This window comes from Mesorhizobium sophorae (assembly GCF_002270415.1).
Lineage (GTDB): Bacteria > Pseudomonadota > Alphaproteobacteria > Rhizobiales > Rhizobiaceae > Mesorhizobium > Mesorhizobium sophorae.
The window spans coordinates 1,014,178-1,032,380 of record NZ_NNRI01000022.1; the positions used below are offsets into that span (position 1 = coordinate 1,014,178).

Sequence of the window (18,203 nt, forward strand, 5' to 3'; positions counted from 1 at the left end):
GGAAGCGGGCTCCGTGAATTTCTCCGTTGCGGTCATATGAGGAATCACTAATGTTCACAGACAAAGAGACCCGGTTTTTGGAGGCGGGCATGCTCCTGGCAGTGCCTGTCTGCGTGGCGGTCACCGCGCTGATCGCTGTCTTCGCCTTGGCCAGGCTATGATGGACAATATGGCAGGCAGCCGCTGCGATCTCGAGGCTTGGCAAGTCGGGAACGGGGACGGTTAGCATGAACCGCTTCCTGTTCGTCGCGGCCGACTTTCTTTCCCGGCCCCCGGGTTTCTATGTGATGCTCGTGGCCATGGTAGTTTGCACTGCGCTCGTGCCTTTCGGCCTGACAAATGCGGTTACCTATGCGCTGTCGGTTGCGGCCATCGTGATCACCGGTGTTGTCCTCATACAGGGCTATCGCGACACCGCCGCCATCCACGCCAAACTCAATGAGATCATCATTGCCCTTGACGAAACCCGAAACGACGTTGTCGGGTTGGAGCATGCCGAGCCGGAAGAGATCCGGGCAAAGCTTGTGAAGCTCGAAGAAGAAGCGGCCCGAACAATTGGGCCGGCATAATCCCCATTGCGTGACAAGGAAGATCAGCGGCACGCCGCCTTGCAGGGTTCCAGGAGGAATGAACGATGAGCCCAATCGATCCGCCAGTAGAACGACGCTCTGATGCACGGGGGATTGTTCTGAAGGAGGCGACCATCATCACGGACGATGCCAAGATCAGTTGCTCGGTCAGGAACCAGCACGTTCACGGTGCGGAGTTGCGGGTGGACCCAGGCGTAACAATTCCCGACCGCTTCGTCCTTCACGTGCCCGCGGATGACGCCAGCTATCGTGCCGTGGTTCGGTGGAGACGGAACGAACGGCTTGGCGTGCAGATTTATTGAACCAGGATCCCTGACCCTGCGGCCAGTGGGTGGCCAGGTCGGGACTGCGCTACCCCTGACGAGAATGTGCTACCCCTGACGAGAATGCGCTATCCCTGATATCCGAGCGGCAACCGCATCCAATCCGTTGTCATAGATGCGCGTCAGCACGCCTTCCGCGGCGTTGGCTCGCCGGGATGTGCAACCAATCAGGTCCCGCCCTCCCAAGCTCGCCGGGGCATTGGCAATACGATCCCAAACCGCCCAGGTTCCGTCCGTCTCGATGTGGCAATAGAATCGGTGTTGGTGATTTTCCATAATGGGAAACGTTCAACACCCGCTTTGGGGGCCATGCTGATGGCAAACTGGTTAATGTCGCAGCCGTTTCGACTGAAAGCCGCCTCAGGTGCACAGAGCCGCAAGGCATGGAGCAGGCCGGCAGCGTCCTGCGTCTGGTCGAATGGCGCAGCGCTTACAGGCAGCCCGCCGTTTTGGCTGCCTATTGGATCGAGGCCAGATGAGGCAGGTCAATCGGGGAAATGCGCTCGCCATCTTCATCGGCAAGGCCATCCACGAGCAAACCGGCAAGGCCGTCGAATTCGATCGCCGCGCCAATGAGTTGTGCCGCCTGCAGGACTAGGTGTTCAATGTCCTCGAGGGCGACATTCTCGGCCAGATTCCTGACCCTGACCTGCTCCGCAACCATCGAGATGTTGACGATGCCCGCCTTTCTGAATGCCGTCAGGACCGCTGAATTGACGTCATCGCGCAAGCGCGCCGAGTAATCATACCGCATCGAAACCTCCCAGAGGGATCGTTTTCCGTTCAGGTTCCACTATGCGCCGGGCATGAACTCATGGCAAGTAAAATCTAAAAAAATTCAATTAAATCAGGTAGTTAGCATAGTTACACAAATGCGCAGCCGGCGTTTGATGCTCATCATGCGTGGGATACACCGTTCACCCATCGCAGGGTCTTGACGCAAAATGCGGCCTATCCTAATTATAAGCCGAGTGAGACAGATACTAACTCAACACATTCTTGGTCTTGAGCGAGGAAGCGCCATGGCTGAATTGGAACGCCCCGAACGACTGCAGATCATGCTGACCGCCGATGAACTGGCCGCGCTGGAAAACTGGCGATATGACAAGCGCATGCCGAGCCGCTCGGCTGCGGTCAGGGAACTGCTGCGGCGCGGTCTGGCCTCGGACGGGTTCCTGACGGCGGAGCAAGGGGTGAAGTCGCAGGATTTTGGAATCCTGCCCACCGACGGCAATGGGATTGCCGAGGGCGACAAGGAGTAGGTCGCAACTGAGCTGGTCAGTTGGTCGCAGACGGCAGCGGGCGCCGGCTGACAGGCCGGGACCCGACTGCTCTCGACCCTACAGGATGTTGGTCGTCACTTCGACGACGATCCCGCACCTTCCAAAGAGCCATTCGTGACATGCACGACACGCGATAGCCGCAGGTCCTGCGCATTTCCGTTGATCGACAGCGAAACGCTTTCGCCGATCCGGGGAACCGCCTGGAAGACGGCATCGGTGGCTTCCGGCCGGTTGTCGATCGAGATGCGGCAGTTGACGGTCATGGGATATCTCCTGGGTCTGACGGCCCCCCGGTCGTCAACGCAGGTTCGACAAAATGGTTTTAGGATGGCCGGAGGTGAAACTTATTGGAGCCTGGGTTCGTATAGGGCTCCAGTTGCTCCATTTCTCGTTCTACGCGGAGCAACTGGCTCGCTGGGGAGGGCGTTGGGGCTGCCCCGGCGAGTTGCTTTATTATCGATGATGCAGCTCGCCCGGCTTTGCCTTTGCGGGATTTTCTTCAGGGTGGCCAAGCGGCCCCACGCGCTTCCGGCACCGCATTTTCATTTCGTCTCGCGTGGCACGAGATAGCTGGTCACCGTGCCTTGCCCGATTCCTCGCTTGACCACGACCGTCGTGTATTGCGCAGGCAGGGATGCGGTGACGTTCGGGTCGATCGACTTGCACCTTCCGACGATTTCGCCGTTGGGAGAGCTTGCCAGCCTCCGCGCCAGCGAAGCCCGGCACTGGTCAAGCGATGTGTACATCGTCGACGCCGTATCGATGGGTTTGCACACAGAAGCTTCTCCCCCCGGGCTGCACGAAAGCAAAAGCATCACTGCCGCGGTTGCCGAATCCATTCGTCGAGCTCCATGTTGGATGAGCTTCAACGCGGAAGTGCGACCTTGGTTTCGCGGTCGCTAAAAAACCAATCCGCATTGCCCAACCTTGAGAGCAGAGAAGTGCCAGGGATGCGCGAGGCACTTCGGCGGCGAGCTGCCGCTCAGCTTGTATGATCCAGCAGTCTGGTTGTGGGACCACGACGATGTTCGGTATGGGTGCGGTCGATGCCTTCCACGGTGATCGCGAACGTCCCGTTCTCTATCCTTCCTATCCAGCCTTTGGCTTTCAGATACCAAAGATGAAACTCCAGATGTTCACGCGGGCAGTCGGCCATGCGTTCGAGTTCTGTATCGCCAATGCCGGGATTGTTGACGTCTTGTCGGCGTTTGACATAGAGCAACGAGAGCACTTTGGCCTGAATGACGGCGTCCCGTTCTATGCCTTTGGCGTTGCTGGCTTCCTCGCTCAACTCGCGGCGAATGTTCAAATGCTCTTTATACTCGATGTCGTACTGCGCGCGCTTGACCGGATCTTTGAGCGTATTGTGGGCATCTATGATTTCACTGAAGCGAGATTCGTCGCCGGTATCCCGGTTGTCGGGATGGTAGCGCATGGCAAAATAACGAAATATCCGTTCTATCGTTTCCGAGTTGGCGTTCGGACTGATTTCCAGAAGTTCATAGTAGTCAATGAACAAATCGGCGCTCCCACGACACCACCGTCAGGCAATACATTGGTCTTATAAGACAAAGGGCCTGGCCGCGAAAGAGTTGCGATCACAGGCCCTTGTCGTCGGGTTCGCTTAAAGAGTGCGCCTGTTGTCGCGCAGTCGCAAGCTGGACCATGGTCCGTGGACCTGAGATGGTAAATGCAGCGTCAAAATGCCTGACATAACGGTCAGCGGCGGCACGAGCCTAGTTAGATGCTGCGATCTCCAGCCAAAGCGCGTCGCGTTTGAACGTATTCAGGCGACGCGCTTTGGGTCTTTGTGTTGTGCATTTCGTTTATCCCAAAACCGGCCACTTTTGGGCACATGCACTAACCGCGCGGTCTAGCCTCCGGCCCTGGTCTGCTTTCCGACGGGCTTGCGGCCAATCTGGCGGATCGCCTGTCTCTCAGCCACAAGGTTGTCTTTTTTCTTGCCAGCAGCTCATCGCGATCGCCTTCCGCGCCATGCTTCGCGGCAATCGCATAGTCGGCCCTGTTCGTTCGATAATCGTCCTTTTGCACAGACATTGCTTCCTCCCGTGCCGCGGGCGTTTTTCCCCTTGGCCCGCGCAGGACTAGCTAAATGCCGGTGCACCGCGCGAGTCTACAAATTGGGGATTGTATTAAAATGATACAGGCCGCCGTCGCGCCTGCCTCTCGTTGTTTTTGATGGCGTCTGCCTGGCTCGGTGCCTCCTTGGAGCCTGCAAGATGGAGCCTGCAAGATGGAGCCGGCAAGGAAACCTGGACGCGAGCTACTCCGACAAATCCAACCCGCCGTGAACGGCTCAGTCCACGATGATCTGTCCCTCGACATCTCCGTCGATGCTCATCCCACTCATGCGGTGATGCCAAAAGAGGCACTGGGCCGAATGATGGACAAATGTGCCGTGGTCGTCCCGCGTCGCGTACTCAATCGTTGCGACACGGGCGGCGAAATCTTCTTCGGCATGCAGGAGCCGATAGCCGTCGTATAGGCGAACAGACCTGACTGTGCTGACGGCCGAAGCGGTCCTGAGTGCCGACATCATCCTGACGGCCGAATCGCACGCCGGTATCATGCCCCAGCGCTCGCCATCGGCGTGTGCAGACAGAGCCGCCGTTACCAATAGTGCTGCCAGGCAAACGCGCTTCATCGCCTCGCCTTTCGCCAGCCCACTGCCAGCGCTTCATGCCGTCAATTCGTGAGGTGCTTTCGCCAACGGTCAGCCTGATTGGCGCCGGATGATGGTGGACCTTGCCAAGTTCCCTTGAGAGCTCGCGATTTTTACGCGGTCTGAATCTGTTCGGGAGGCATCCTGTCTGACATTGCAATCAACCGTGCACCGGCAAAGGCGGCCAGAATTGTGAACACCGCAGTGATGTTTAGGAACGCAAGAACGATCCCGCCCTGGTCATAGCAACTGGCGAATTCCATGACATTTCACCCCTTGAAACCACCGTGCATGATGACTCCAGATCAGGCGAAATACAAGCTACCGCTAATGGAGGTAGTGGGTCAGTTTGAAATTCAGGAATTCAGATCGGTAACAGGATTCGCGTAAACGACGATTCCATAGCCTTGTTGCAGCGCAGTCTCCGCAGCATTTCGCAAGGCGTCATCGCCGATCGAAGAAATTTCAATGGCAAGCTTTTTAGCGTCTCTCAGCTCGATCTGCTCCCAGCCGCATGTGGTCAGAAACCGTGGCGTCGATGAAAGCGCGGACTCCAAATCATCGGTATTTGCAAAAACCAAGAGTGCGTGGCGTTCCCCATCGGGATACTCATGATGCTTCTCCGCACAAGCTACAACTTTCAATATATGAACGCTCATTTAGCCTCTCGTACTTTCTTGTAGGGACCGCGCACCACTGGCTTTTCGGCTTCCTTGGCCTCGATCAGCGCAACGATGTCGGCGATCTCCCAAAGCCTGCTAATGACGCGGGCGGCCGGTAGTGTCTCAGTCTGAAATAAGCGGAATGATCAGCACGCCGACGACTTCGATGAGGGGGATTACCACGTAGATAGCAAGAAAGCCGGCAATCCACATCCCGATTTTGACCAGCCAGGACGAATGAAGGGTCGCCCTCCAAGCGAAAAATGCGCTCGCGACGCCCAAACCCAATGCGACGATGCCAATGACCGGAGACCGCGTCATTGGCAGCATTAGATCACCAAAAAGTAGAAAGATCGCGGCAATGAAGATTAGCTGGGCCGCGAGCCCAAATAGAAACGCGCGTTTCACGCGGCCCTCCCGGTGCTATCTTTTATAGGCATCAGGCGACGGCTTTCGTTTGTAAGTGCCGCGCGGCCCCGGCCTCGGCGCAACTGCATTCATCTTCTCGCAAAGATCGTCCGTTGACCAGAGCGTAGCGGAAACGCCAGCGGCCATTGCTGGCGTCATCTTCAGCGTCTTGTGCATTTTCCTTCGCCCGCGTAGGCGAGCGGACAGAGGGCACGCGTTGGTGGGGGGCCTGGTCACCTGGCCGCAATCGCGGCGCTAGCGTACTCGCCAGCCGAACACAAGCCGGTAGGCGATTGCCGACACTATGGCCCCTATTTGTGCGTCGAGGGCGAGCGTGCCGATCGGGTTCGGCCACGGGGCAAGCGCATACTGCAGACACCCTACAGCAAATGCGACAAGCGCCCCCAGGATGATTGCTTGCTTGAAGGAAATAATGACGTGTCCGGGGGCCTTCCCGAGAGGCATTCCCGCTGGCCGATCTGAAGACAAATTTCCGGCCGTCGAAAGAATGGCAGAGTGAGCCCCGGCCACCGCGCTCACCGGCTCGGCTTCGTTGTTCAGTGCCTGCTGCCGATAGGTGTTAAGGACTTCGACCATCTTCTCAGTCGATAGCGGCCATCCCGAACCGGACAGGCCAAGCTCCATCCCAGGCCTCCGGTTCAACGGCGTCTTGGCGCCAAGTTCGAAGCGAAAGCCGATCGACTTGTAGCGGTTCTGCTTCCGGACGTGAAAGCCTTGAATGTCCCGCCATGCAATCTTCAACGGAGATCGAACAAAGCCGCCGCCGATCGCAAACCCACTCCCGTCAAGGATCAAAGCACGCGGGCGGATGAACGATAATGCGCCGCCCAGCGCAGCCAGTCCGAAGAAGACTATGGCAACCCATCCCACGACTTCGTACTTGACCGCGACCAGGCCAGATTGAGCGGCGAAGTCGCGGACCATATGAACTCCCATCCAAACGAAGGCGATGCCTCCGAGGAGATAGAAAAGGCTCTTAGCGCGTGACCCTCTTATGGTCCGAGGCTCGACTGGTTCGGTCGCGTCCTGCATGATTTCCCCCGACACTTTCCTCGCATTCCTGCTGGGACTTTGCATGGGCTGAAGCCGCAACAGAAATTGTCGCAGCCACGATCAATATTCGCGTTCTTGGCCAGCCATTGCTCGCCCCTAAGTATTCCCCAACGGCAGCATCGCGCCAGTCGAGCGCAAATTCAAGCCGGCTCCCCGAAGGGAGTAGCTGACGCCGGCGGAGGGTAATCGTGGGACGTGATCTGCGAGAAATAATGGCCCGCTGCGCGTTCGCTGCAATCCGCCAGCGCTTATTCGACGGATATTTGACGCATCCAGGGTTCTTGGTTCCCGCTCATGGGCTCGAACCACGATTCACGCCTTCAAAGGGCGCTGTCCTACCATTAGACGAAGCGGGAAAATGCAACCTGCGCCGACACCCCTAGCCGGTTCGCGCGCCGGGATCAACGCGATCCTCTTGAGATCGGGTAACTGGCGATCGGCAATTGGCGGTAAGCCGTCACCGTCAAGGGACACGGCCAACCGGCTCGGCGCACCTGTGGACCGGGCAGCGGCCGTCACGGGTCGGGACATAGGCCGACATCGGAACGTCGGGCCAGTCGCATTCGTTGCCGAACTGCCTGACATAGCGGTCATAGGTGTTGGGGCCGGTGGTCAGCACCACGGCGCGGCGGCTCTGGATCAGTTGTTGGAGCTGTTGGCAGCTCATTGTGCGGGTGTCGGGCCGGGCCTCGGTGAGACCGGTCGCGGCGAGCAGCATCGCTACAGTCGTCAAGGCAGTTCGATGGATGGGCATGGTGGTTACCTCAGCGGTTCACGTACCAAGCAAACGTGTCACGCAAAACTCGCATCCCCGCCAGCGGTTTCGCAACAGCGCGATCCTATTTTAATCGAGTAACTGGCGATCGGCAATTGGCGGCAAGCCGTCGCCGTCAATCCGGGAGATCGCCGATCGCCTGGTCGCAGCGGTAGACCGGGCAGCTGCCGTCACGGGTCGGGACATAGGCCGACGTCGGCACCTCCGGCCAGTCGCATTCGATGCCGAATTGCCTGACATAGCGGTCATAGGTGTTGGGGCCGGTGGTCAGCACCACGGCGCGGCGGCTCTGGATCAGCTGCTGAAGCTCCTGGCAGCCCATCGTGCGGGTGTCGGGCCGGGCCCCGGCGAGGCTGGTTGCGGCAAGCAGCATGGCCGCTGTCGTCAAAGCAATTCGGCGGATGAGCATGGCGTACCTCAGCGTTTCACATACCAAGCAAACGTGTCACCCGAAACTCGCATCCCTGCCAGCGGTTCCGCAACAGCCAGTTGGCCGTTTTTTGCGGCGCAACCAAATGCCGCGTCGCGCATTGCTGGGGATGGACGGCAGGAAGCCTTACGAGACCCCGCAATGGCCACCCGGAGACGAGGATCGCGAAGCCATGTGTTGTTCCTTCTGCGGCGGCCGCGACCACCGCTACGAGGATTGTCCGCAACGGTATCCCGAGGCCGATCCTCCGCTTGACGCCCCGGACGACGCCGCCCCCGAACCGAACTGATTGCGAAGCTTTTGGTCCGCGCCCTTCGGTGGCTGTCGCCGTCGGCCAATGAATGTCGCGCGCCGATTGCAACCAAACGCGCCACCACGCATTGGTGGGCATGGGGTGGAATGTCGTCACGCCGTGAGGGCGACGTGACGGGGGAAGGTGGGCAATGACAGAATTGGCAAGCATCAACGGTCCGATGGACCCTCCCGCCGACGCACGGCTGGCGGCTATTGTCGATTCATCCTTCGACGCCATCATCAGCAAGGATTTGAACAGCATCATCACCAGTTGGAACGGGGCGGCGCAGCGCATGTTCGGCTACACCGCCGAGGAGGCTGTCGGGCAATCGGTGCTGATGCTCATTCCCGATCACCTCAGGGATGAAGAGGTCGACATCATCGGCCGGGTTCGCAATGGCCAACTCGTGGCCAGCTACGAGACGATCCGGCGCCGCAAGGATGGCGGGTTCATTGCCGTATCGCTGACCGTCTCGCCGATCAGAAACGCAACGGGCGAGATCGTCGGCGCCTCGAAGATCGCCCGCGACATCACCGCGACCAAGGAGAGCGAGCGCCGGATCAGGCTGTTGTTGCGGGAGGTGAACCATCGCGTCAAGAACCAGTTCGCGGTGATCCTCTCGATGGTCAGGGAGACAAGCAAGCGCTCGACCGATCCGCGCGAATTCGAAGAGCTGATCCGCTCCCGCATCATGGCGCTGTCGCGGTCGCACGACCTGCTGGTCAACTCGGAATGGGCGGGCGCCAGCCTCTTCGACCTCATCCAGGAGCAGCTCAAGCCGTTCGGCCACGAGGCACAGGTATCGCTGTCGGGACCGCTGCTGACCTTGCAGCCCAACGCCGTGCAAAATCTCGGCATGGCATTTCACGAGCTTGGCACCAACTCTTCCAAATATGGCGCTCTGGCGGTCGATGCCGGGAGGCTCGAGATCACCTGGCAGATCGCCGCCGGTGCTTCGGGCAAGCGGGAAATCCATCTCGTCTGGGACGAGACGATGCCGGTGCCTGCAGGCGACCGGCCAGGGGGACGGCAAGACGAAGCCACGCGCAAGGGCTTTGGCACGGTCGTCCTGCAGCGGGTCGCGCCGCAATCGCTGAACGGCTCGGCCGTCCTGGAGCGCAACCCGGGTCGTGTCAGCTGGTCGCTGACGGCGCCGGTGGAATCGATCGTCGTTCCGCAGCTCGGCGCCGAAATGGCTGCCGCGGAGTCGTCTTTCGACCTGTGAGGGTCCGGCCCGGTCGGTTCACCTAACCTTTGGGCGCTGCATCGACTTGAACTCAACCCGGCTTCGCCGGCGGCCAACCTTTTCCATCGACAGGCGTTGTCCCCCGTGAAGGGAAGCGGCCGGGAACAAGGAGGCCGAGATGAGAATCCTCGCCATCGTGCCATTCACCCTGCTGGCGCTGTCGGCAGCGGCGCAAACGGGTCAGCAGCAGGACCCTGGGTCGCAGACCGACAAATGCCGGGTCCAGACCGAACAGGGCGCAAAACAGCAGCCTGGCAGCGACAATCTGACGGACACGCTCGATGACTGCGGCGGTGTGCTGAAACCGCCTGCCACCGGCGATCAGGGGATGGCCACGCCGGCCCCCGATGAAGGCAAGACACCGGTCATCAAGCCGGGCGAAGTGCCGGCCCAGCCGCCGGCACAGTAGGAGGCACGGCAGCCGAAAGGATTAGCGGACCAGCACGCCGGCCTGGTTGCACAGGGCAACGAAAGCTTCCTGCGCCTGGGCGGCACCCGCCTTGTTTTCCAGCGCCGCTTCGACCTGCTCGCGCGCGGCCTGATAGAACGGGCCGCGCTCGGCCTGCGGCCAGTCGATCAGGATTTCGCTGGCATCCTTCAGCGTGGTGATGTCGCGGATCGTGTCCGAGCCATGCGGCCTGATCCGCATCGGTGTCGACAGCATCGGCTCGGCCATTCCTGTTTTCCCGCTAATGAAGGAGTTTTGCTTCGCGCGCGGCGTCGACCATCGCCCGCATCGCCTTTTCCGGCGGCGTCCAGCCATCCAGTGCATCGCGGCAGCTGCGCAATGCCGCCCGGTAGCGCCGGCCCTGGCCCGCCGGCCAGTCGCCGAGGCATTCGAGGCTTTCCCAGGCACTGCGCACCACGCGCTCGCGCCCGGGGCTAAATTTCAGTCTGATCGGATGGGGAAACATCTTGTCGTTCAACGGTCGTCTCCGTGACTGGTGCATGCCGCCCGAAAGGTGCGCGGAGGTTTCGGGACGTCATGCACAAAACGAGGCGCCGGTTAACGTCGGCAACAGGGCAGGGTTCCCTGCCTTCGAGATCAAAATTTCAGTCGCCCGCAACGGCGTCCGACAAGGGCCTCGGCGGCGGCAATTCAGCGGCGTTCGCCGTTGGCCGGTCATGCTCGAACTGCTCGGTGCCGGGCAAGGCATGCAGCCATGTCTCGCGCCGGCTGGTCCACAACTCGTATTCGGGCATGAGATCGGTCGGCGCGATGTCGAGGCTGCCGATCATCACCTCGGCCTCGTTGTCGTCGACCCAGGCAACACGACCGCCGCAAGTCGGGCAAAAGCTTCGCGTGCCATAGGAACTGACGATGCCCGTCGTCTCGAAGGCCTCGCGCGGCCAGATGGCATAGGCCGAATAGACCGAGCCGCTGGCCTTGCGGCAGTCCTTGCAATGGCAGAGCCCGATTCTGAGCGGCGCGCCGTGGACCTCGAACTGCACGCCCCCGCACAGGCAACTGCCGGTCCTGCGTATGGTGTCGGACATGATGCGACCTCCATCTTGTCAGTCTGCTGCGGGGCCGGGCGGGACAGGAGATCGTCCCAGATGTTTCGTCCAGGACAAAGCCCCATCCCGATCCCATTGGACCTAGCCGCGGGCCGCCATATGGGCGTCGAGCTTCTTGCGCGACGGCCCATAGCGCTTGATGATGGTTTGCGCCTCGCTTGGCGGAATGCCGTATTTCCGGGCAAAGGCAGCGACCTCGTAAGGCTCCTCGCTCGAAACCAGCTTGCGGTCCTGCTTCGTCTTCGACTTGTCGTCAGCCATTTCAGGCCTCGCTTTCTGTTGCCGTGGAAACGCGCAGCCGTCGGCGCCCGATTCCACGATCAACAGGACATAACACAGATCGGCCGTCGCGAGTTCCAAGGCCACGACAATATCGCCGTGCCGCCCGACCTCGCTACCGTGGCATCAGGCGGGCGTGAGGCGCTTGGCGGCGAGATACATCAGCGCCGACGCCGCCTGTCCGCGCTCCCAGCCGGCGGCCTCGACCTTGTTGAGCAGCGCGTCGAGATGCGGGACGAGCATCTCCCTGCATTCCTGTTCATACGCGGCGCTCGTCACCGGATGTTGCGGCGCGGCGATGGTCAATGCCTTGGCCATGTCCTGTTCCCCGTTTGAGTGCGGCGCCATCATAACATCAGCCGGCAAAGTGAAATCGGTTTTGCCGCACCAGTGGATTCAACGGGTTAGAGGTGTCTTGGCGCCGGGGCAGGGCGCCTGCATCGGGGATTCCCACAAAAAATCTGGCTGATGTGTCGGATTTGGCGCCGGTCGGCCGTCCTTGGGCCGGAGCCCATTGCAATCCTGGAGAAAAGACCATGTCGTCGCAAATCATTCAGTCGCAAACCACTCAGTCGCAAAGCATTCAGGCACCGTGGCAGACCGCGGCACTTCTCATCGCCCGCCTGATCTTCGCCGGCGTCTTCCTGATGGCCGTGACCTTCAAGTTCATGGGCATGGGCGACACCGCCGGCTATATCGCTGCCGCCGGCTTTCCGTTTCCGCGGTTCCTGGCCTGGTGCGCGGCGCTGCTGGAAGCCGCGCTCGTGCTGTGCTTGCTGACCGGCGCCTTCTTCACGCCGGCGGCCCTGGTCGCCGCCGCCTATGTGCTGTTCCTCGGCTTTTCATTCCACGGACCCAGCCACTGGGCCGGCAACCAGGCCGAGTTCGGCTTCTTCATCGACCATTTTTCGTTCATGGCCGGACTGCTGTTCGCGGCGGTGCATGGCCCGGGCAGGGTGCTCTCGCTGAATCCAGGATGGCCGGGCCGGGCGTAGGCGCGGGAGCCCGTCGCTAGCCCCGGATCAACCATTTGCTCACCTGGCAAGCAGTTTTATGAGTTCACGGCCTGGACCAAACCTTGGAGATGGACGCATGGCGCTCAAACGGATGGACAATGTAGGGATCGTCGTCGATGACCTCGGTCAGACGATTGATTTCTTTCGCGAGCTCGGCCTCGAGCTCGAAGGGCAGGCCACGATCGAAGGAGAATGGGCCGGACGTGTCACTGGACTGGGCGATCAGCGCGTCGAGATTGCCATGATGCGCACACCGGACGGCCACGGCCGGCTCGAGCTATCCCGCTTCCTCACGCCGCGTCCCGTCGCGGATCACCGCAACGCCCCGGTCAACGCTCTGGGCTACCTCCGCGTCATGTTCACAGTGGACGACATCGACGAGACGCTTGAAAGGCTCCGCAATCGCGGCGCGCAGCTCGTGGGCGAAGTGGTCCAGTATAAGGACGTGTATCGGCTCTGCTACATCCGCGGGCCTGAAGGGGTGCTCATCGGACTCGCCCAAGAACTCGGCTGAGCGCAATACGACGGCTAAAGCGCGTCGTCTGAATGGATTCAGACGACGCGCTTTAGGCCTTTGTTTTATGCATGTCGTTCTCCCAAAACCGGAGCCACTTTTGCGCGACATCCATTAGTGCAGCTTGGCCGGCGAAGGCCGGCTAGCGGCCTTGCAGGATCTTGATCACCTTGCTGCTGTCGGCCGATGACGACGAGAGATTGCGGTAGTCGGCATAGGTTATGCGTCCTCTGGCGACGGCATTCCAAAGGCGATTGCAGGTCGTTGCCGGCTGGCGCTCCAGGCTGACGTTGACGACTTCGGCGACGGTCTTTCTCTCGGCCAGCGGCAGTTTAGCCTGGTCCGAAATGCACTCCTTGATGACTTTGGCCTTGATCGCCGGGCTGCCGCTGAGGACGGCCTGGGCGTTGTTGAACTCGCCCTCGCTGAGTGTTGTGCAGCCGGCCAGCATGACGGCGCCAAGAAGCAAGGCGCCAAGGCGCGATTCAAATCTCATATGTCCCCCCAAATTTACAGGCCGCAACCAAGCAAAACTTGGTGACATCGGCAAGACGTTAGATCAATCGCGCCGACGGATAATATTGGGCCAACGGTTTAGCTTGCCCGGAAGTTCGACCTCGCTCGGGATCAGAGCCCGCTTAACATGATCTACGTCATGCGACGCGCCAATCTCCTCGCCAACCGGGAGGGGGTCGGCTATCGTGCCTCACATCTGGTCGTTGTAGGGCTCCTTGATCTGGCCGACCATGCGGGCGAGCTTTGAAAAGGAGGGCATGTCCGCCTCCGGCTGGCATTGATTGGCCAGTTCCAGCAGCCGTATCGGAAAGCTGACGGCGTCGCGGCTTGACGCGGACATGCCTTCGGACCGCTCCTGGCTGATTTCGCCGGCCTCGGCCTTGCGCAAGGCCAGGTCTATTTCCTCCGCCGTCAGCACCCCCTTTTGAACCAGGAGGTGGTTGATCGACGCGACGGCCATCAGCAGGCCTTCGAGTTGCAGATTGGCGACGTTCATGGCGATTGCTCCCGTGGCTATGATCGAAAACGCGCCAGCGGCGTTTCCGCTCCGGCGGTGCGGGCAGGGCGTAGTCGAGGTCGCAAAAAGATCACAGAGCTGGCTGCCTGGAAATGCCTATTCCTGCGTCAGGCGCTCGCCATATTCGCGCCACAGCGCTTTTACTTCCAGACCCCCGAGGCGGGGGATCGAGGGATCCGCCGCGGCGATGGCGACGGCGCTGATGTCGTATTGGGGGTAGGCGTGGGCGACGAAGCGGACCGCCTCGCCAAGCGAGCGCACACGGATGATCGGATCCGCCTGTCCCTGACCGGTGCTGCGCACACCCGAAACCGTGGCCGGCGCATGCCGCACCCTGAAGACGGATGCCATGGTTGGTCTGTCCATCGCCCTCTCCTACAAGGCCGTACGACGCGAATCATTCCATGAGCTTCAGCTAACGGTCTCACAGATGTCGGCTTATGAAAAGCCGACACGAAAAGTCTGGCCTTGTCGCCCGCTCGCATGCCGATCAGGTTGTCCGGTGAGGGCATGCTATTGATTTGGGTATGGTGCCGATTTGCGCCAACGACCTCCAGACCCGCCGCGCCGGCGGGTTTTTTGTTTTCCGGCTGCCCTTTGGCAGTGCGCCAGAACCTGCGCGGTTTCTTATCGGGGAAACCGGAATAGGAATTTTTTCACAGAAAGCCGTTGACGAGGTGAGGGCAGCTATGCTACATATTTGTCCATGGTGCTGATTTGCGCCAACGACCCGCCGCCGAGGCGGGTTTTTGTTTCTAGGCCTTCCGTGTCTCCGAGACGCCTCCTGGTTCTTCATCGAAAGTTGAAATTCGCTTGACGACCTGAAAGGTCGGCTCCTTGGCAGAAAGAACGTCAAGGCATGTCCAGCCGGTTAAGAAGCGATAATGCGTTGCCGGTTGTTGTGTGAACTTCCACGTCTCGGATTGTGTTGTCTCGAAGACGGCTCCCTCTACCCGATAGGCGAAGTGGTGGGGGACGTTGCCTTCCTTGGGCGTGCTCTCATCCTCGGTGCTCAGCGGCATTTCATCGAGAATGCGGATGATCACAGGATTGGTGAAGAGCACGCGCAAAACGTGGTGTTCGTCGCCGGGAATTATGAAGTCCGCGACGACTGCGTCATCTGTCCAGCGGAATTCCAGCAGGTCGCTTTGGACGCAATCTATCTCGGGGGTCACGCTGATTGGGTGGTATCGAGGCAATCGGTGTCACTTTCTATCTGGGCTTGGCCATTAGCCACGGCGACGCGACCGTCTGTGATTGAACTAAATTAAACCAGCCATCAAGGGACGAACGATGCGCCGCTACGCCACCATCATCACCGACGATGACGGCCGCGAGGTCGTCAGCGCCATTGGCGAGTTCGAGGGGGCGGCGCCGCAGCCGCGTCTCGGGCTCATCGAACAGGTCGCGCTCGGCGTGCAGATCGGCATGGTGCGCGGCGGTCCGGTCGATGCGGCCGGCGGCTTCGGGTTTGTCCTGGGATCACTGGGTAGCAGCGACCTGGCGACAGGGGCGGCACGGCTGATGAAGCGGTTGCGCCTTGCCTGCCAATGTGGGGCGGCGGGTTTCGGCGCGGCGAGCTGCAAAGCGGCAACATTGGCCGGCGCGACAGAGGCGAAGGCCGGCTCGGCCAAGCCGGCTCGGGCAGCCGGCAAGCCGCGCAAGCGCGTCGCGCGGTCGAAATCGCAAGTAGCGAAATCCAAAGTGGCGAAATCCAGGACGGCCGCTGCAAAGACCACAGGGGGCGAGCATGGCTGACAAGCCGCCGCCGGCTCGCCGGGCGCTGAAGCGCAGGACCGCGACGCCAGCCACCAAGCCTGCCGCCAGGCGCCAGCCGAAGCGCGCGAAAAAAACGCTCGGCGATGATTTCCTGGCCGCGGTGCGCGCCGATTTCCGCACCCATGGCGCCGGCGTCATCGCCGAGGTGCGTGCCGACAAGCCCGACCAGTATCTGAAGATCGTGCTTTCGGTGCTGCCCAAGGATTTGCATGTTTCCATCAACCAACTGGACGGCTTAAGCGATGACGAGATCCGCAGCCGTATCCGCGGCCTCGAAGCCGCCCTCAAGCCGTTCCTCGAAGACCTCGACGGCGAAGACGGAATATCTGGCGCTGCTGGCGGAACTGGACCGCAGGCGCCGCACTAACCAGCTTGCCGCCTACCGGCCCTATGCCAGGCAAGCCGAGTTCCATGCCGCGGGCGCGCAGAACCGCGAACGGCTGTTCATGGCCGGCAACCAGCTCGGCAAGACCAGGGCCGGCGGCGCCGAATGGGCCATGCATCTGACCGGCCGCTACCCCTCGTGGTGGCAAGGCAAGGTCTTTGACGGCGCGGTCCGGCTGTGGGCGGCTGGCGTGACCGGCGAGGGCACGCGCGACAACCCGCAGCGCGTGCTGGTCGGCCCGCCGCAGCAGCAGGCGGCCTGGGGCACCGGCATGATCCCTGCCGACGCTATTGTGCACACCATCATGGGGCGCGGCGCGCCGGGCGCGCTCGACAGCGTCGTGGTGCGCTGGGGCGGTGGCGGCGACGTGCAGGCCGATGAATCGGTGCTGTCGTTCAAGAGCTTCGAAAAGGGCCGCGAGAAATGGCAGGGCGAGACGCTGCACGGCGTCTGGTTCGACGAGGAACCGCCGCTCGACATCTATTCCGAAGGCCTGACCCGCACCAACGCCACCGGCGGCATCACCATCGTCACCTTCACCCCACTGCTCGGCATGTCGGATGTGGTGCTGTTGTTTTTATCGGCGGAAGAGGTTGAGGGAATGGGGAAGGGGTGAGGGGTTAAGCGGCAGTGGCTTCGATGGCTTCTTGTCTTCGGCTTGTGCTGCCCCTCACCTGCCTGCCGGCATCCTCTCCCCGTATAGTGACGGGGAGAGGGGAGGCTGGCCGCAACCTCGGCTCCTTTGTTCAACGCAGGTTATTTGCGAAACCATTGGTGACTGCGTCCTTCTCCCCGTCACTATACGGGGAGAAGTGCCCGGCAGGGCGATGAGGGGCGGGGCGACGGTGACTAGAAAAGATCGCGCCTTAACAAAACGATACCCCCTTCGTCTCGCAAGGTGATTCAGGAGTTCGCCATGACCCGCCACGTCACCTTCATGACCATGGACGATGCCGAGCATTATTCACCCCAGGAGCGCGCGGCGATCGTTGCCGCCTATCCGACGCATGAGCGGGAGGCGCGCGCTCGCGGCATTCCGGTGCTGGGCTCCGGGCGCATCTTTCCGGTCGCCGAGGAATTGATCGCCTGCGCGCCGTTCCGGCTGCCGCGCTACTGGCCGCGCATCGGGGCGCTGGATTTCGGCTGGGACCATCCGTCGGCCGCGGTCCAGCTTGCCTGGGATACCGAGGCCGACGTCGTCTATGTCGCGAAAGCCTGCCGCGCTTCGCAGCAGACTCCCGCGATGCAGACGCTGACCCTGAAACCATGGGGCGAATGGCTGCCCTGGGCGTGGCCGCGCGATGGCCACCGCGAAACGCTGGAAGGAGCGGGCGTGGCGCTTGCCCGGCAATATTCCGCGCACGGGCTGAACATGCTGACCCGCCACGCGCAATTCCCCGACGGTTCCGTCTCGGTCGAGGCCGGGCTGATGGAGATGCTCGACCGCATGCAATCCGGCCGCTTCAAGGTGTTTTCGACGCTTGCGCCCTGGTTCGAGGAATTTCGGCTTTATCATCGCAGGGACGGCCAGGTTGTAAAACTGCGCGACGATCTGATGGCGGCGACCCGTTATGGCGTGATGATGCTGCGCGAAGCGGTGGTCGATCCGGCGGAGTTCAGGAGCTCGCGGCGACAGGCGAGGCAGAGCGATCCGCTGGGGGAATTTAGGTGAGGGCGAAGTGCCACGTGCTTCGTCATCCTCGGGCTTGACCCGAGGATCCATGCCGCGACTTCCAAGCGTCGCGACGGCACAGAAATTCTGCGCCGCTGCATGCGTCGGCCGAGGTCACGGCATGGATCCCAGGGTCTCCGCGACGTCGCTTCGCTCCTGCTTCGCCCTGGGATGACGAAGTGGCGAGGCTTCGGCCGCTATGCCATCCGTATCATTCCCGCCGCTTCGAATAGCTGCG

At 61.2% G+C, this 18,203-nt stretch carries 32 protein-coding genes and 1 tRNA gene; 12 read left to right on the forward strand and 21 right to left on the reverse strand.

Annotated elements, in window-relative coordinates:
• The first annotated feature begins 227 nt into the window (after positions 1–227).
• Positions 228–569, forward strand: a complete 342-nt coding sequence (locus CGZ66_RS36080) for a low affinity iron permease family protein (protein WP_095091356.1) — start codon at positions 228–230, stop codon at positions 567–569.
• Between the two features lie 65 nt (positions 570–634).
• On the forward strand, positions 635–892 hold the full coding sequence (locus CGZ66_RS36085; protein ID WP_095091357.1) for a PilZ domain-containing protein: 258 nt from the start codon (positions 635–637) through the stop codon (positions 890–892).
• A 478-nt stretch (positions 893–1,370) separates the two neighbouring features.
• Here CGZ66_RS36085 and CGZ66_RS36090 read toward each other — a convergent pair whose 3' ends face one another.
• On the reverse strand, positions 1,371–1,667 hold the full coding sequence (locus CGZ66_RS36090) for a hypothetical protein (RefSeq protein WP_095091358.1): 297 nt from the start codon (positions 1,665–1,667) through the stop codon (positions 1,371–1,373).
• A 268-nt stretch (positions 1,668–1,935) separates the two neighbouring features.
• On the opposite strand from CGZ66_RS36090, the gene CGZ66_RS36095 reads away from it, so the two are divergent.
• Positions 1,936–2,175 (forward strand): hypothetical protein, encoded by a 240-nt coding sequence (locus CGZ66_RS36095; protein ID WP_095091359.1) that lies wholly within the window; start codon positions 1,936–1,938, stop codon positions 2,173–2,175.
• Positions 2,176–2,270: 95 nt separating this feature from the next.
• On the opposite strand, the gene CGZ66_RS36100 is transcribed toward CGZ66_RS36095, so the two are convergent.
• The 11 genes from CGZ66_RS36100 to CGZ66_RS36150 all read right to left on the reverse strand — a co-directional run bounded on the left by CGZ66_RS36100 (position 2,271) and on the right by CGZ66_RS36150 (position 8,207).
• Positions 2,271–2,459, reverse strand: coding sequence for a hypothetical protein (locus tag CGZ66_RS36100; protein ID WP_245331369.1), 189 nt, complete (start codon positions 2,457–2,459; stop codon positions 2,271–2,273).
• Between the two features lie 279 nt (positions 2,460–2,738).
• A complete protein-coding gene (locus CGZ66_RS36105; RefSeq protein ID WP_245331370.1) occupies positions 2,739–2,942 on the reverse strand; it encodes a hypothetical protein in 204 nt (67 codons plus the stop codon).
• A gap of 236 nt (positions 2,943–3,178) precedes the next feature.
• Complete coding sequence (locus tag CGZ66_RS36110; RefSeq protein WP_095091361.1) at positions 3,179–3,715, reverse strand: DnaJ domain-containing protein; 537 nt, start codon at positions 3,713–3,715, stop codon at positions 3,179–3,181.
• Between the two features lie 798 nt (positions 3,716–4,513).
• Positions 4,514–4,861, reverse strand: a complete 348-nt coding sequence (locus CGZ66_RS36120) for a hypothetical protein (protein WP_095091363.1) — start codon at positions 4,859–4,861, stop codon at positions 4,514–4,516.
• A 131-nt stretch (positions 4,862–4,992) separates the two neighbouring features.
• Positions 4,993–5,142, reverse strand: coding sequence for a hypothetical protein (locus tag CGZ66_RS40205; protein ID WP_167392374.1), 150 nt, complete (start codon positions 5,140–5,142; stop codon positions 4,993–4,995).
• 93 nt (positions 5,143–5,235) lie between these two features.
• Positions 5,236–5,538 (reverse strand): hypothetical protein, encoded by a 303-nt coding sequence (locus CGZ66_RS36125; RefSeq protein ID WP_143748948.1) that lies wholly within the window; start codon positions 5,536–5,538, stop codon positions 5,236–5,238.
• Positions 5,539–5,664: 126 nt separating this feature from the next.
• Positions 5,665–5,949, reverse strand: a complete 285-nt coding sequence (locus CGZ66_RS36130) for a hypothetical protein (RefSeq protein WP_095091365.1) — start codon at positions 5,947–5,949, stop codon at positions 5,665–5,667.
• Between the two features lie 255 nt (positions 5,950–6,204).
• The gene (locus tag CGZ66_RS36135; protein WP_095091366.1) at positions 6,205–7,047 is read right to left on the reverse strand and encodes an STM3941 family protein; all 843 of its coding nucleotides are present in this window, start codon (positions 7,045–7,047) and stop codon (positions 6,205–6,207) included.
• 258 nt (positions 7,048–7,305) lie between these two features.
• A tRNA-Gln gene (locus tag CGZ66_RS36140) sits at positions 7,306–7,379 on the reverse strand.
• 107 nt (positions 7,380–7,486) lie between these two features.
• Positions 7,487–7,777 carry a hypothetical protein gene (locus CGZ66_RS36145; RefSeq protein ID WP_095091367.1) on the reverse strand — a complete coding sequence of 97 codons (291 nt, stop codon included), beginning with the start codon at positions 7,775–7,777 and terminating at the stop codon, positions 7,487–7,489.
• Positions 7,778–7,913: 136 nt separating this feature from the next.
• On the reverse strand, positions 7,914–8,207 hold the full coding sequence (locus CGZ66_RS36150; protein WP_095091368.1) for a hypothetical protein: 294 nt from the start codon (positions 8,205–8,207) through the stop codon (positions 7,914–7,916).
• 106 nt (positions 8,208–8,313) lie between these two features.
• On the opposite strand from CGZ66_RS36150, the gene CGZ66_RS39635 reads away from it, so the two are divergent.
• From CGZ66_RS39635 to CGZ66_RS36160, 3 genes are all read left to right on the forward strand, one after another.
• Complete coding sequence (locus CGZ66_RS39635; RefSeq protein WP_143748950.1) at positions 8,314–8,517, forward strand: hypothetical protein; 204 nt, start codon at positions 8,314–8,316, stop codon at positions 8,515–8,517.
• A 154-nt stretch (positions 8,518–8,671) separates the two neighbouring features.
• On the forward strand, positions 8,672–9,748 hold the full coding sequence (locus tag CGZ66_RS36155) for a sensor histidine kinase (protein WP_095091369.1): 1,077 nt from the start codon (positions 8,672–8,674) through the stop codon (positions 9,746–9,748).
• A gap of 139 nt (positions 9,749–9,887) precedes the next feature.
• Positions 9,888–10,178: a hypothetical protein gene (locus CGZ66_RS36160; RefSeq protein WP_095091370.1), complete on the forward strand. Its 291-nt coding sequence runs from the start codon at positions 9,888–9,890 to the stop codon at positions 10,176–10,178.
• 21 nt (positions 10,179–10,199) lie between these two features.
• Here CGZ66_RS36160 and CGZ66_RS36165 read toward each other — a convergent pair whose 3' ends face one another.
• The 5 genes from CGZ66_RS36165 to CGZ66_RS36185 form a co-directional block, all read right to left on the reverse strand.
• Positions 10,200–10,445, reverse strand: coding sequence for a DUF982 domain-containing protein (locus tag CGZ66_RS36165; RefSeq protein WP_095091371.1), 246 nt, complete (start codon positions 10,443–10,445; stop codon positions 10,200–10,202).
• Positions 10,446–10,458: 13 nt separating this feature from the next.
• Entirely contained in the window at positions 10,459–10,695 is a 237-nt protein-coding gene (locus CGZ66_RS36170) for a DUF982 domain-containing protein (RefSeq protein ID WP_095091372.1), read from the reverse strand.
• Positions 10,696–10,822: 127 nt separating this feature from the next.
• Entirely contained in the window at positions 10,823–11,266 is a 444-nt protein-coding gene (locus tag CGZ66_RS36175; protein WP_095091373.1) for a GFA family protein, read from the reverse strand.
• Positions 11,267–11,368: 102 nt separating this feature from the next.
• Entirely contained in the window at positions 11,369–11,653 is a 285-nt protein-coding gene (locus CGZ66_RS41935; protein WP_245331371.1) for a DUF3606 domain-containing protein, read from the reverse strand.
• A 39-nt stretch (positions 11,654–11,692) separates the two neighbouring features.
• A complete protein-coding gene (locus CGZ66_RS36185) occupies positions 11,693–11,884 on the reverse strand; it encodes a hypothetical protein (RefSeq protein ID WP_095091787.1) in 192 nt (63 codons plus the stop codon).
• A gap of 218 nt (positions 11,885–12,102) precedes the next feature.
• On the opposite strand from CGZ66_RS36185, the gene CGZ66_RS36190 reads away from it, so the two are divergent.
• A complete protein-coding gene (locus CGZ66_RS36190) occupies positions 12,103–12,561 on the forward strand; it encodes a DoxX family protein (protein ID WP_095091374.1) in 459 nt (152 codons plus the stop codon).
• Between the two features lie 97 nt (positions 12,562–12,658).
• Positions 12,659–13,096, forward strand: a complete 438-nt coding sequence (locus CGZ66_RS36195) for a VOC family protein (protein ID WP_095091375.1) — start codon at positions 12,659–12,661, stop codon at positions 13,094–13,096.
• A gap of 142 nt (positions 13,097–13,238) precedes the next feature.
• Here the strand turns inward: CGZ66_RS36195 and CGZ66_RS36200 are convergent, their stop codons facing one another.
• The 4 genes from CGZ66_RS36200 to CGZ66_RS40480 form a co-directional block, all read right to left on the reverse strand.
• Entirely contained in the window at positions 13,239–13,592 is a 354-nt protein-coding gene (locus CGZ66_RS36200; protein WP_095091376.1) for a hypothetical protein, read from the reverse strand.
• A 210-nt stretch (positions 13,593–13,802) separates the two neighbouring features.
• A complete protein-coding gene (locus CGZ66_RS36205) occupies positions 13,803–14,108 on the reverse strand; it encodes a hypothetical protein (RefSeq protein WP_095091377.1) in 306 nt (101 codons plus the stop codon).
• 117 nt (positions 14,109–14,225) lie between these two features.
• Complete coding sequence (locus CGZ66_RS36210) at positions 14,226–14,495, reverse strand: hypothetical protein (RefSeq protein WP_095091378.1); 270 nt, start codon at positions 14,493–14,495, stop codon at positions 14,226–14,228.
• A gap of 389 nt (positions 14,496–14,884) precedes the next feature.
• Entirely contained in the window at positions 14,885–15,304 is a 420-nt protein-coding gene (locus CGZ66_RS40480) for a hypothetical protein (protein WP_206073839.1), read from the reverse strand.
• A 118-nt stretch (positions 15,305–15,422) separates the two neighbouring features.
• Here CGZ66_RS40480 and CGZ66_RS36220 point away from each other — a divergent pair, with 118 nt between their 5' ends.
• From CGZ66_RS36220 to CGZ66_RS36240, 4 genes are all read left to right on the forward strand, one after another.
• Positions 15,423–15,887 carry a hypothetical protein gene (locus tag CGZ66_RS36220; RefSeq protein ID WP_095091379.1) on the forward strand — a complete coding sequence of 155 codons (465 nt, stop codon included), beginning with the start codon at positions 15,423–15,425 and terminating at the stop codon, positions 15,885–15,887.
• Entirely contained in the window at positions 15,880–16,275 is a 396-nt protein-coding gene (locus CGZ66_RS36225) for a hypothetical protein (RefSeq protein WP_245331372.1), read from the forward strand. Before CGZ66_RS36220 ends, CGZ66_RS36225 begins: the two co-directional genes overlap by 8 nt.
• Positions 16,253–16,909 carry a terminase large subunit domain-containing protein gene (locus tag CGZ66_RS36230; RefSeq protein ID WP_425352343.1) on the forward strand — a complete coding sequence of 219 codons (657 nt, stop codon included), beginning with the start codon at positions 16,253–16,255 and terminating at the stop codon, positions 16,907–16,909. The genes CGZ66_RS36225 and CGZ66_RS36230 overlap by 23 nt, the downstream gene beginning before the upstream one ends.
• Before the next feature lie 300 nt (positions 16,910–17,209).
• Positions 17,210–17,965 carry a phage terminase large subunit family protein gene (locus CGZ66_RS36240; protein WP_095091789.1) on the forward strand — a complete coding sequence of 252 codons (756 nt, stop codon included), beginning with the start codon at positions 17,210–17,212 and terminating at the stop codon, positions 17,963–17,965.
• Positions 17,966–18,203 lie beyond the last annotated feature (238 nt).

Excerpts from the sequence above, each read along its gene's own strand:
- CGZ66_RS36185 (WP_095091787.1), bottom strand. The coding sequence starts at position 11,884 with ATGGCCAAGGCATTGACCATCGCCGCGCCGCAACATCCGGTGACGAGC.
- CGZ66_RS36200 (WP_095091376.1), bottom strand. The coding sequence starts at position 13,592 with ATGAGATTTGAATCGCGCCTTGGCGCCTTGCTTCTTGGCGCCGTCATG.
- CGZ66_RS36165 (WP_095091371.1), bottom strand. The coding sequence starts at position 10,445 with ATGGCCGAGCCGATGCTGTCGACACCGATGCGGATCAGGCCGCATGGC.
- CGZ66_RS36120 (WP_095091363.1), bottom strand. The coding sequence starts at position 4,861 with ATGAAGCGCGTTTGCCTGGCAGCACTATTGGTAACGGCGGCTCTGTCT.
- CGZ66_RS36125 (WP_143748948.1), bottom strand. The coding sequence starts at position 5,538 with ATGAGCGTTCATATATTGAAAGTTGTAGCTTGTGCGGAGAAGCATCAT.
- CGZ66_RS36220 (WP_095091379.1), top strand. The coding sequence starts at position 15,423 with ATGCGCCGCTACGCCACCATCATCACCGACGATGACGGCCGCGAGGTC.
- CGZ66_RS40205 (WP_167392374.1), bottom strand. The coding sequence starts at position 5,142 with ATGGAATTCGCCAGTTGCTATGACCAGGGCGGGATCGTTCTTGCGTTC.
- CGZ66_RS36240 (WP_095091789.1), top strand. The coding sequence starts at position 17,210 with ATGACCCGCCACGTCACCTTCATGACCATGGACGATGCCGAGCATTAT.
- CGZ66_RS36225 (WP_245331372.1), top strand. The coding sequence starts at position 15,880 with ATGGCTGACAAGCCGCCGCCGGCTCGCCGGGCGCTGAAGCGCAGGACC.
- CGZ66_RS36135 (WP_095091366.1), bottom strand. The coding sequence starts at position 7,047 with ATGCAAAGTCCCAGCAGGAATGCGAGGAAAGTGTCGGGGGAAATCATG.
- CGZ66_RS36195 (WP_095091375.1), top strand. The coding sequence starts at position 12,659 with ATGGCGCTCAAACGGATGGACAATGTAGGGATCGTCGTCGATGACCTC.
- CGZ66_RS36160 (WP_095091370.1), top strand. The coding sequence starts at position 9,888 with ATGAGAATCCTCGCCATCGTGCCATTCACCCTGCTGGCGCTGTCGGCA.
- CGZ66_RS36175 (WP_095091373.1), bottom strand. The coding sequence starts at position 11,266 with ATGTCCGACACCATACGCAGGACCGGCAGTTGCCTGTGCGGGGGCGTG.
- CGZ66_RS36145 (WP_095091367.1), bottom strand. The coding sequence starts at position 7,777 with ATGCCCATCCATCGAACTGCCTTGACGACTGTAGCGATGCTGCTCGCC.
- CGZ66_RS36155 (WP_095091369.1), top strand. The coding sequence starts at position 8,672 with ATGACAGAATTGGCAAGCATCAACGGTCCGATGGACCCTCCCGCCGAC.
- CGZ66_RS36090 (WP_095091358.1), bottom strand. The coding sequence starts at position 1,667 with ATGCGGTATGATTACTCGGCGCGCTTGCGCGATGACGTCAATTCAGCG.
- CGZ66_RS36085 (WP_095091357.1), top strand. The coding sequence starts at position 635 with ATGAGCCCAATCGATCCGCCAGTAGAACGACGCTCTGATGCACGGGGG.
- CGZ66_RS36095 (WP_095091359.1), top strand. The coding sequence starts at position 1,936 with ATGGCTGAATTGGAACGCCCCGAACGACTGCAGATCATGCTGACCGCC.
- CGZ66_RS39635 (WP_143748950.1), top strand. The coding sequence starts at position 8,314 with ATGCCGCGTCGCGCATTGCTGGGGATGGACGGCAGGAAGCCTTACGAG.
- CGZ66_RS36150 (WP_095091368.1), bottom strand. The coding sequence starts at position 8,207 with ATGCTCATCCGCCGAATTGCTTTGACGACAGCGGCCATGCTGCTTGCC.
- CGZ66_RS36190 (WP_095091374.1), top strand. The coding sequence starts at position 12,103 with ATGTCGTCGCAAATCATTCAGTCGCAAACCACTCAGTCGCAAAGCATT.
- CGZ66_RS36205 (WP_095091377.1), bottom strand. The coding sequence starts at position 14,108 with ATGAACGTCGCCAATCTGCAACTCGAAGGCCTGCTGATGGCCGTCGCG.
- CGZ66_RS36210 (WP_095091378.1), bottom strand. The coding sequence starts at position 14,495 with ATGGACAGACCAACCATGGCATCCGTCTTCAGGGTGCGGCATGCGCCG.
- CGZ66_RS36100 (WP_245331369.1), bottom strand. The coding sequence starts at position 2,459 with ATGACCGTCAACTGCCGCATCTCGATCGACAACCGGCCGGAAGCCACC.
- CGZ66_RS36105 (WP_245331370.1), bottom strand. The coding sequence starts at position 2,942 with ATGTACACATCGCTTGACCAGTGCCGGGCTTCGCTGGCGCGGAGGCTG.
- CGZ66_RS36080 (WP_095091356.1), top strand. The coding sequence starts at position 228 with ATGAACCGCTTCCTGTTCGTCGCGGCCGACTTTCTTTCCCGGCCCCCG.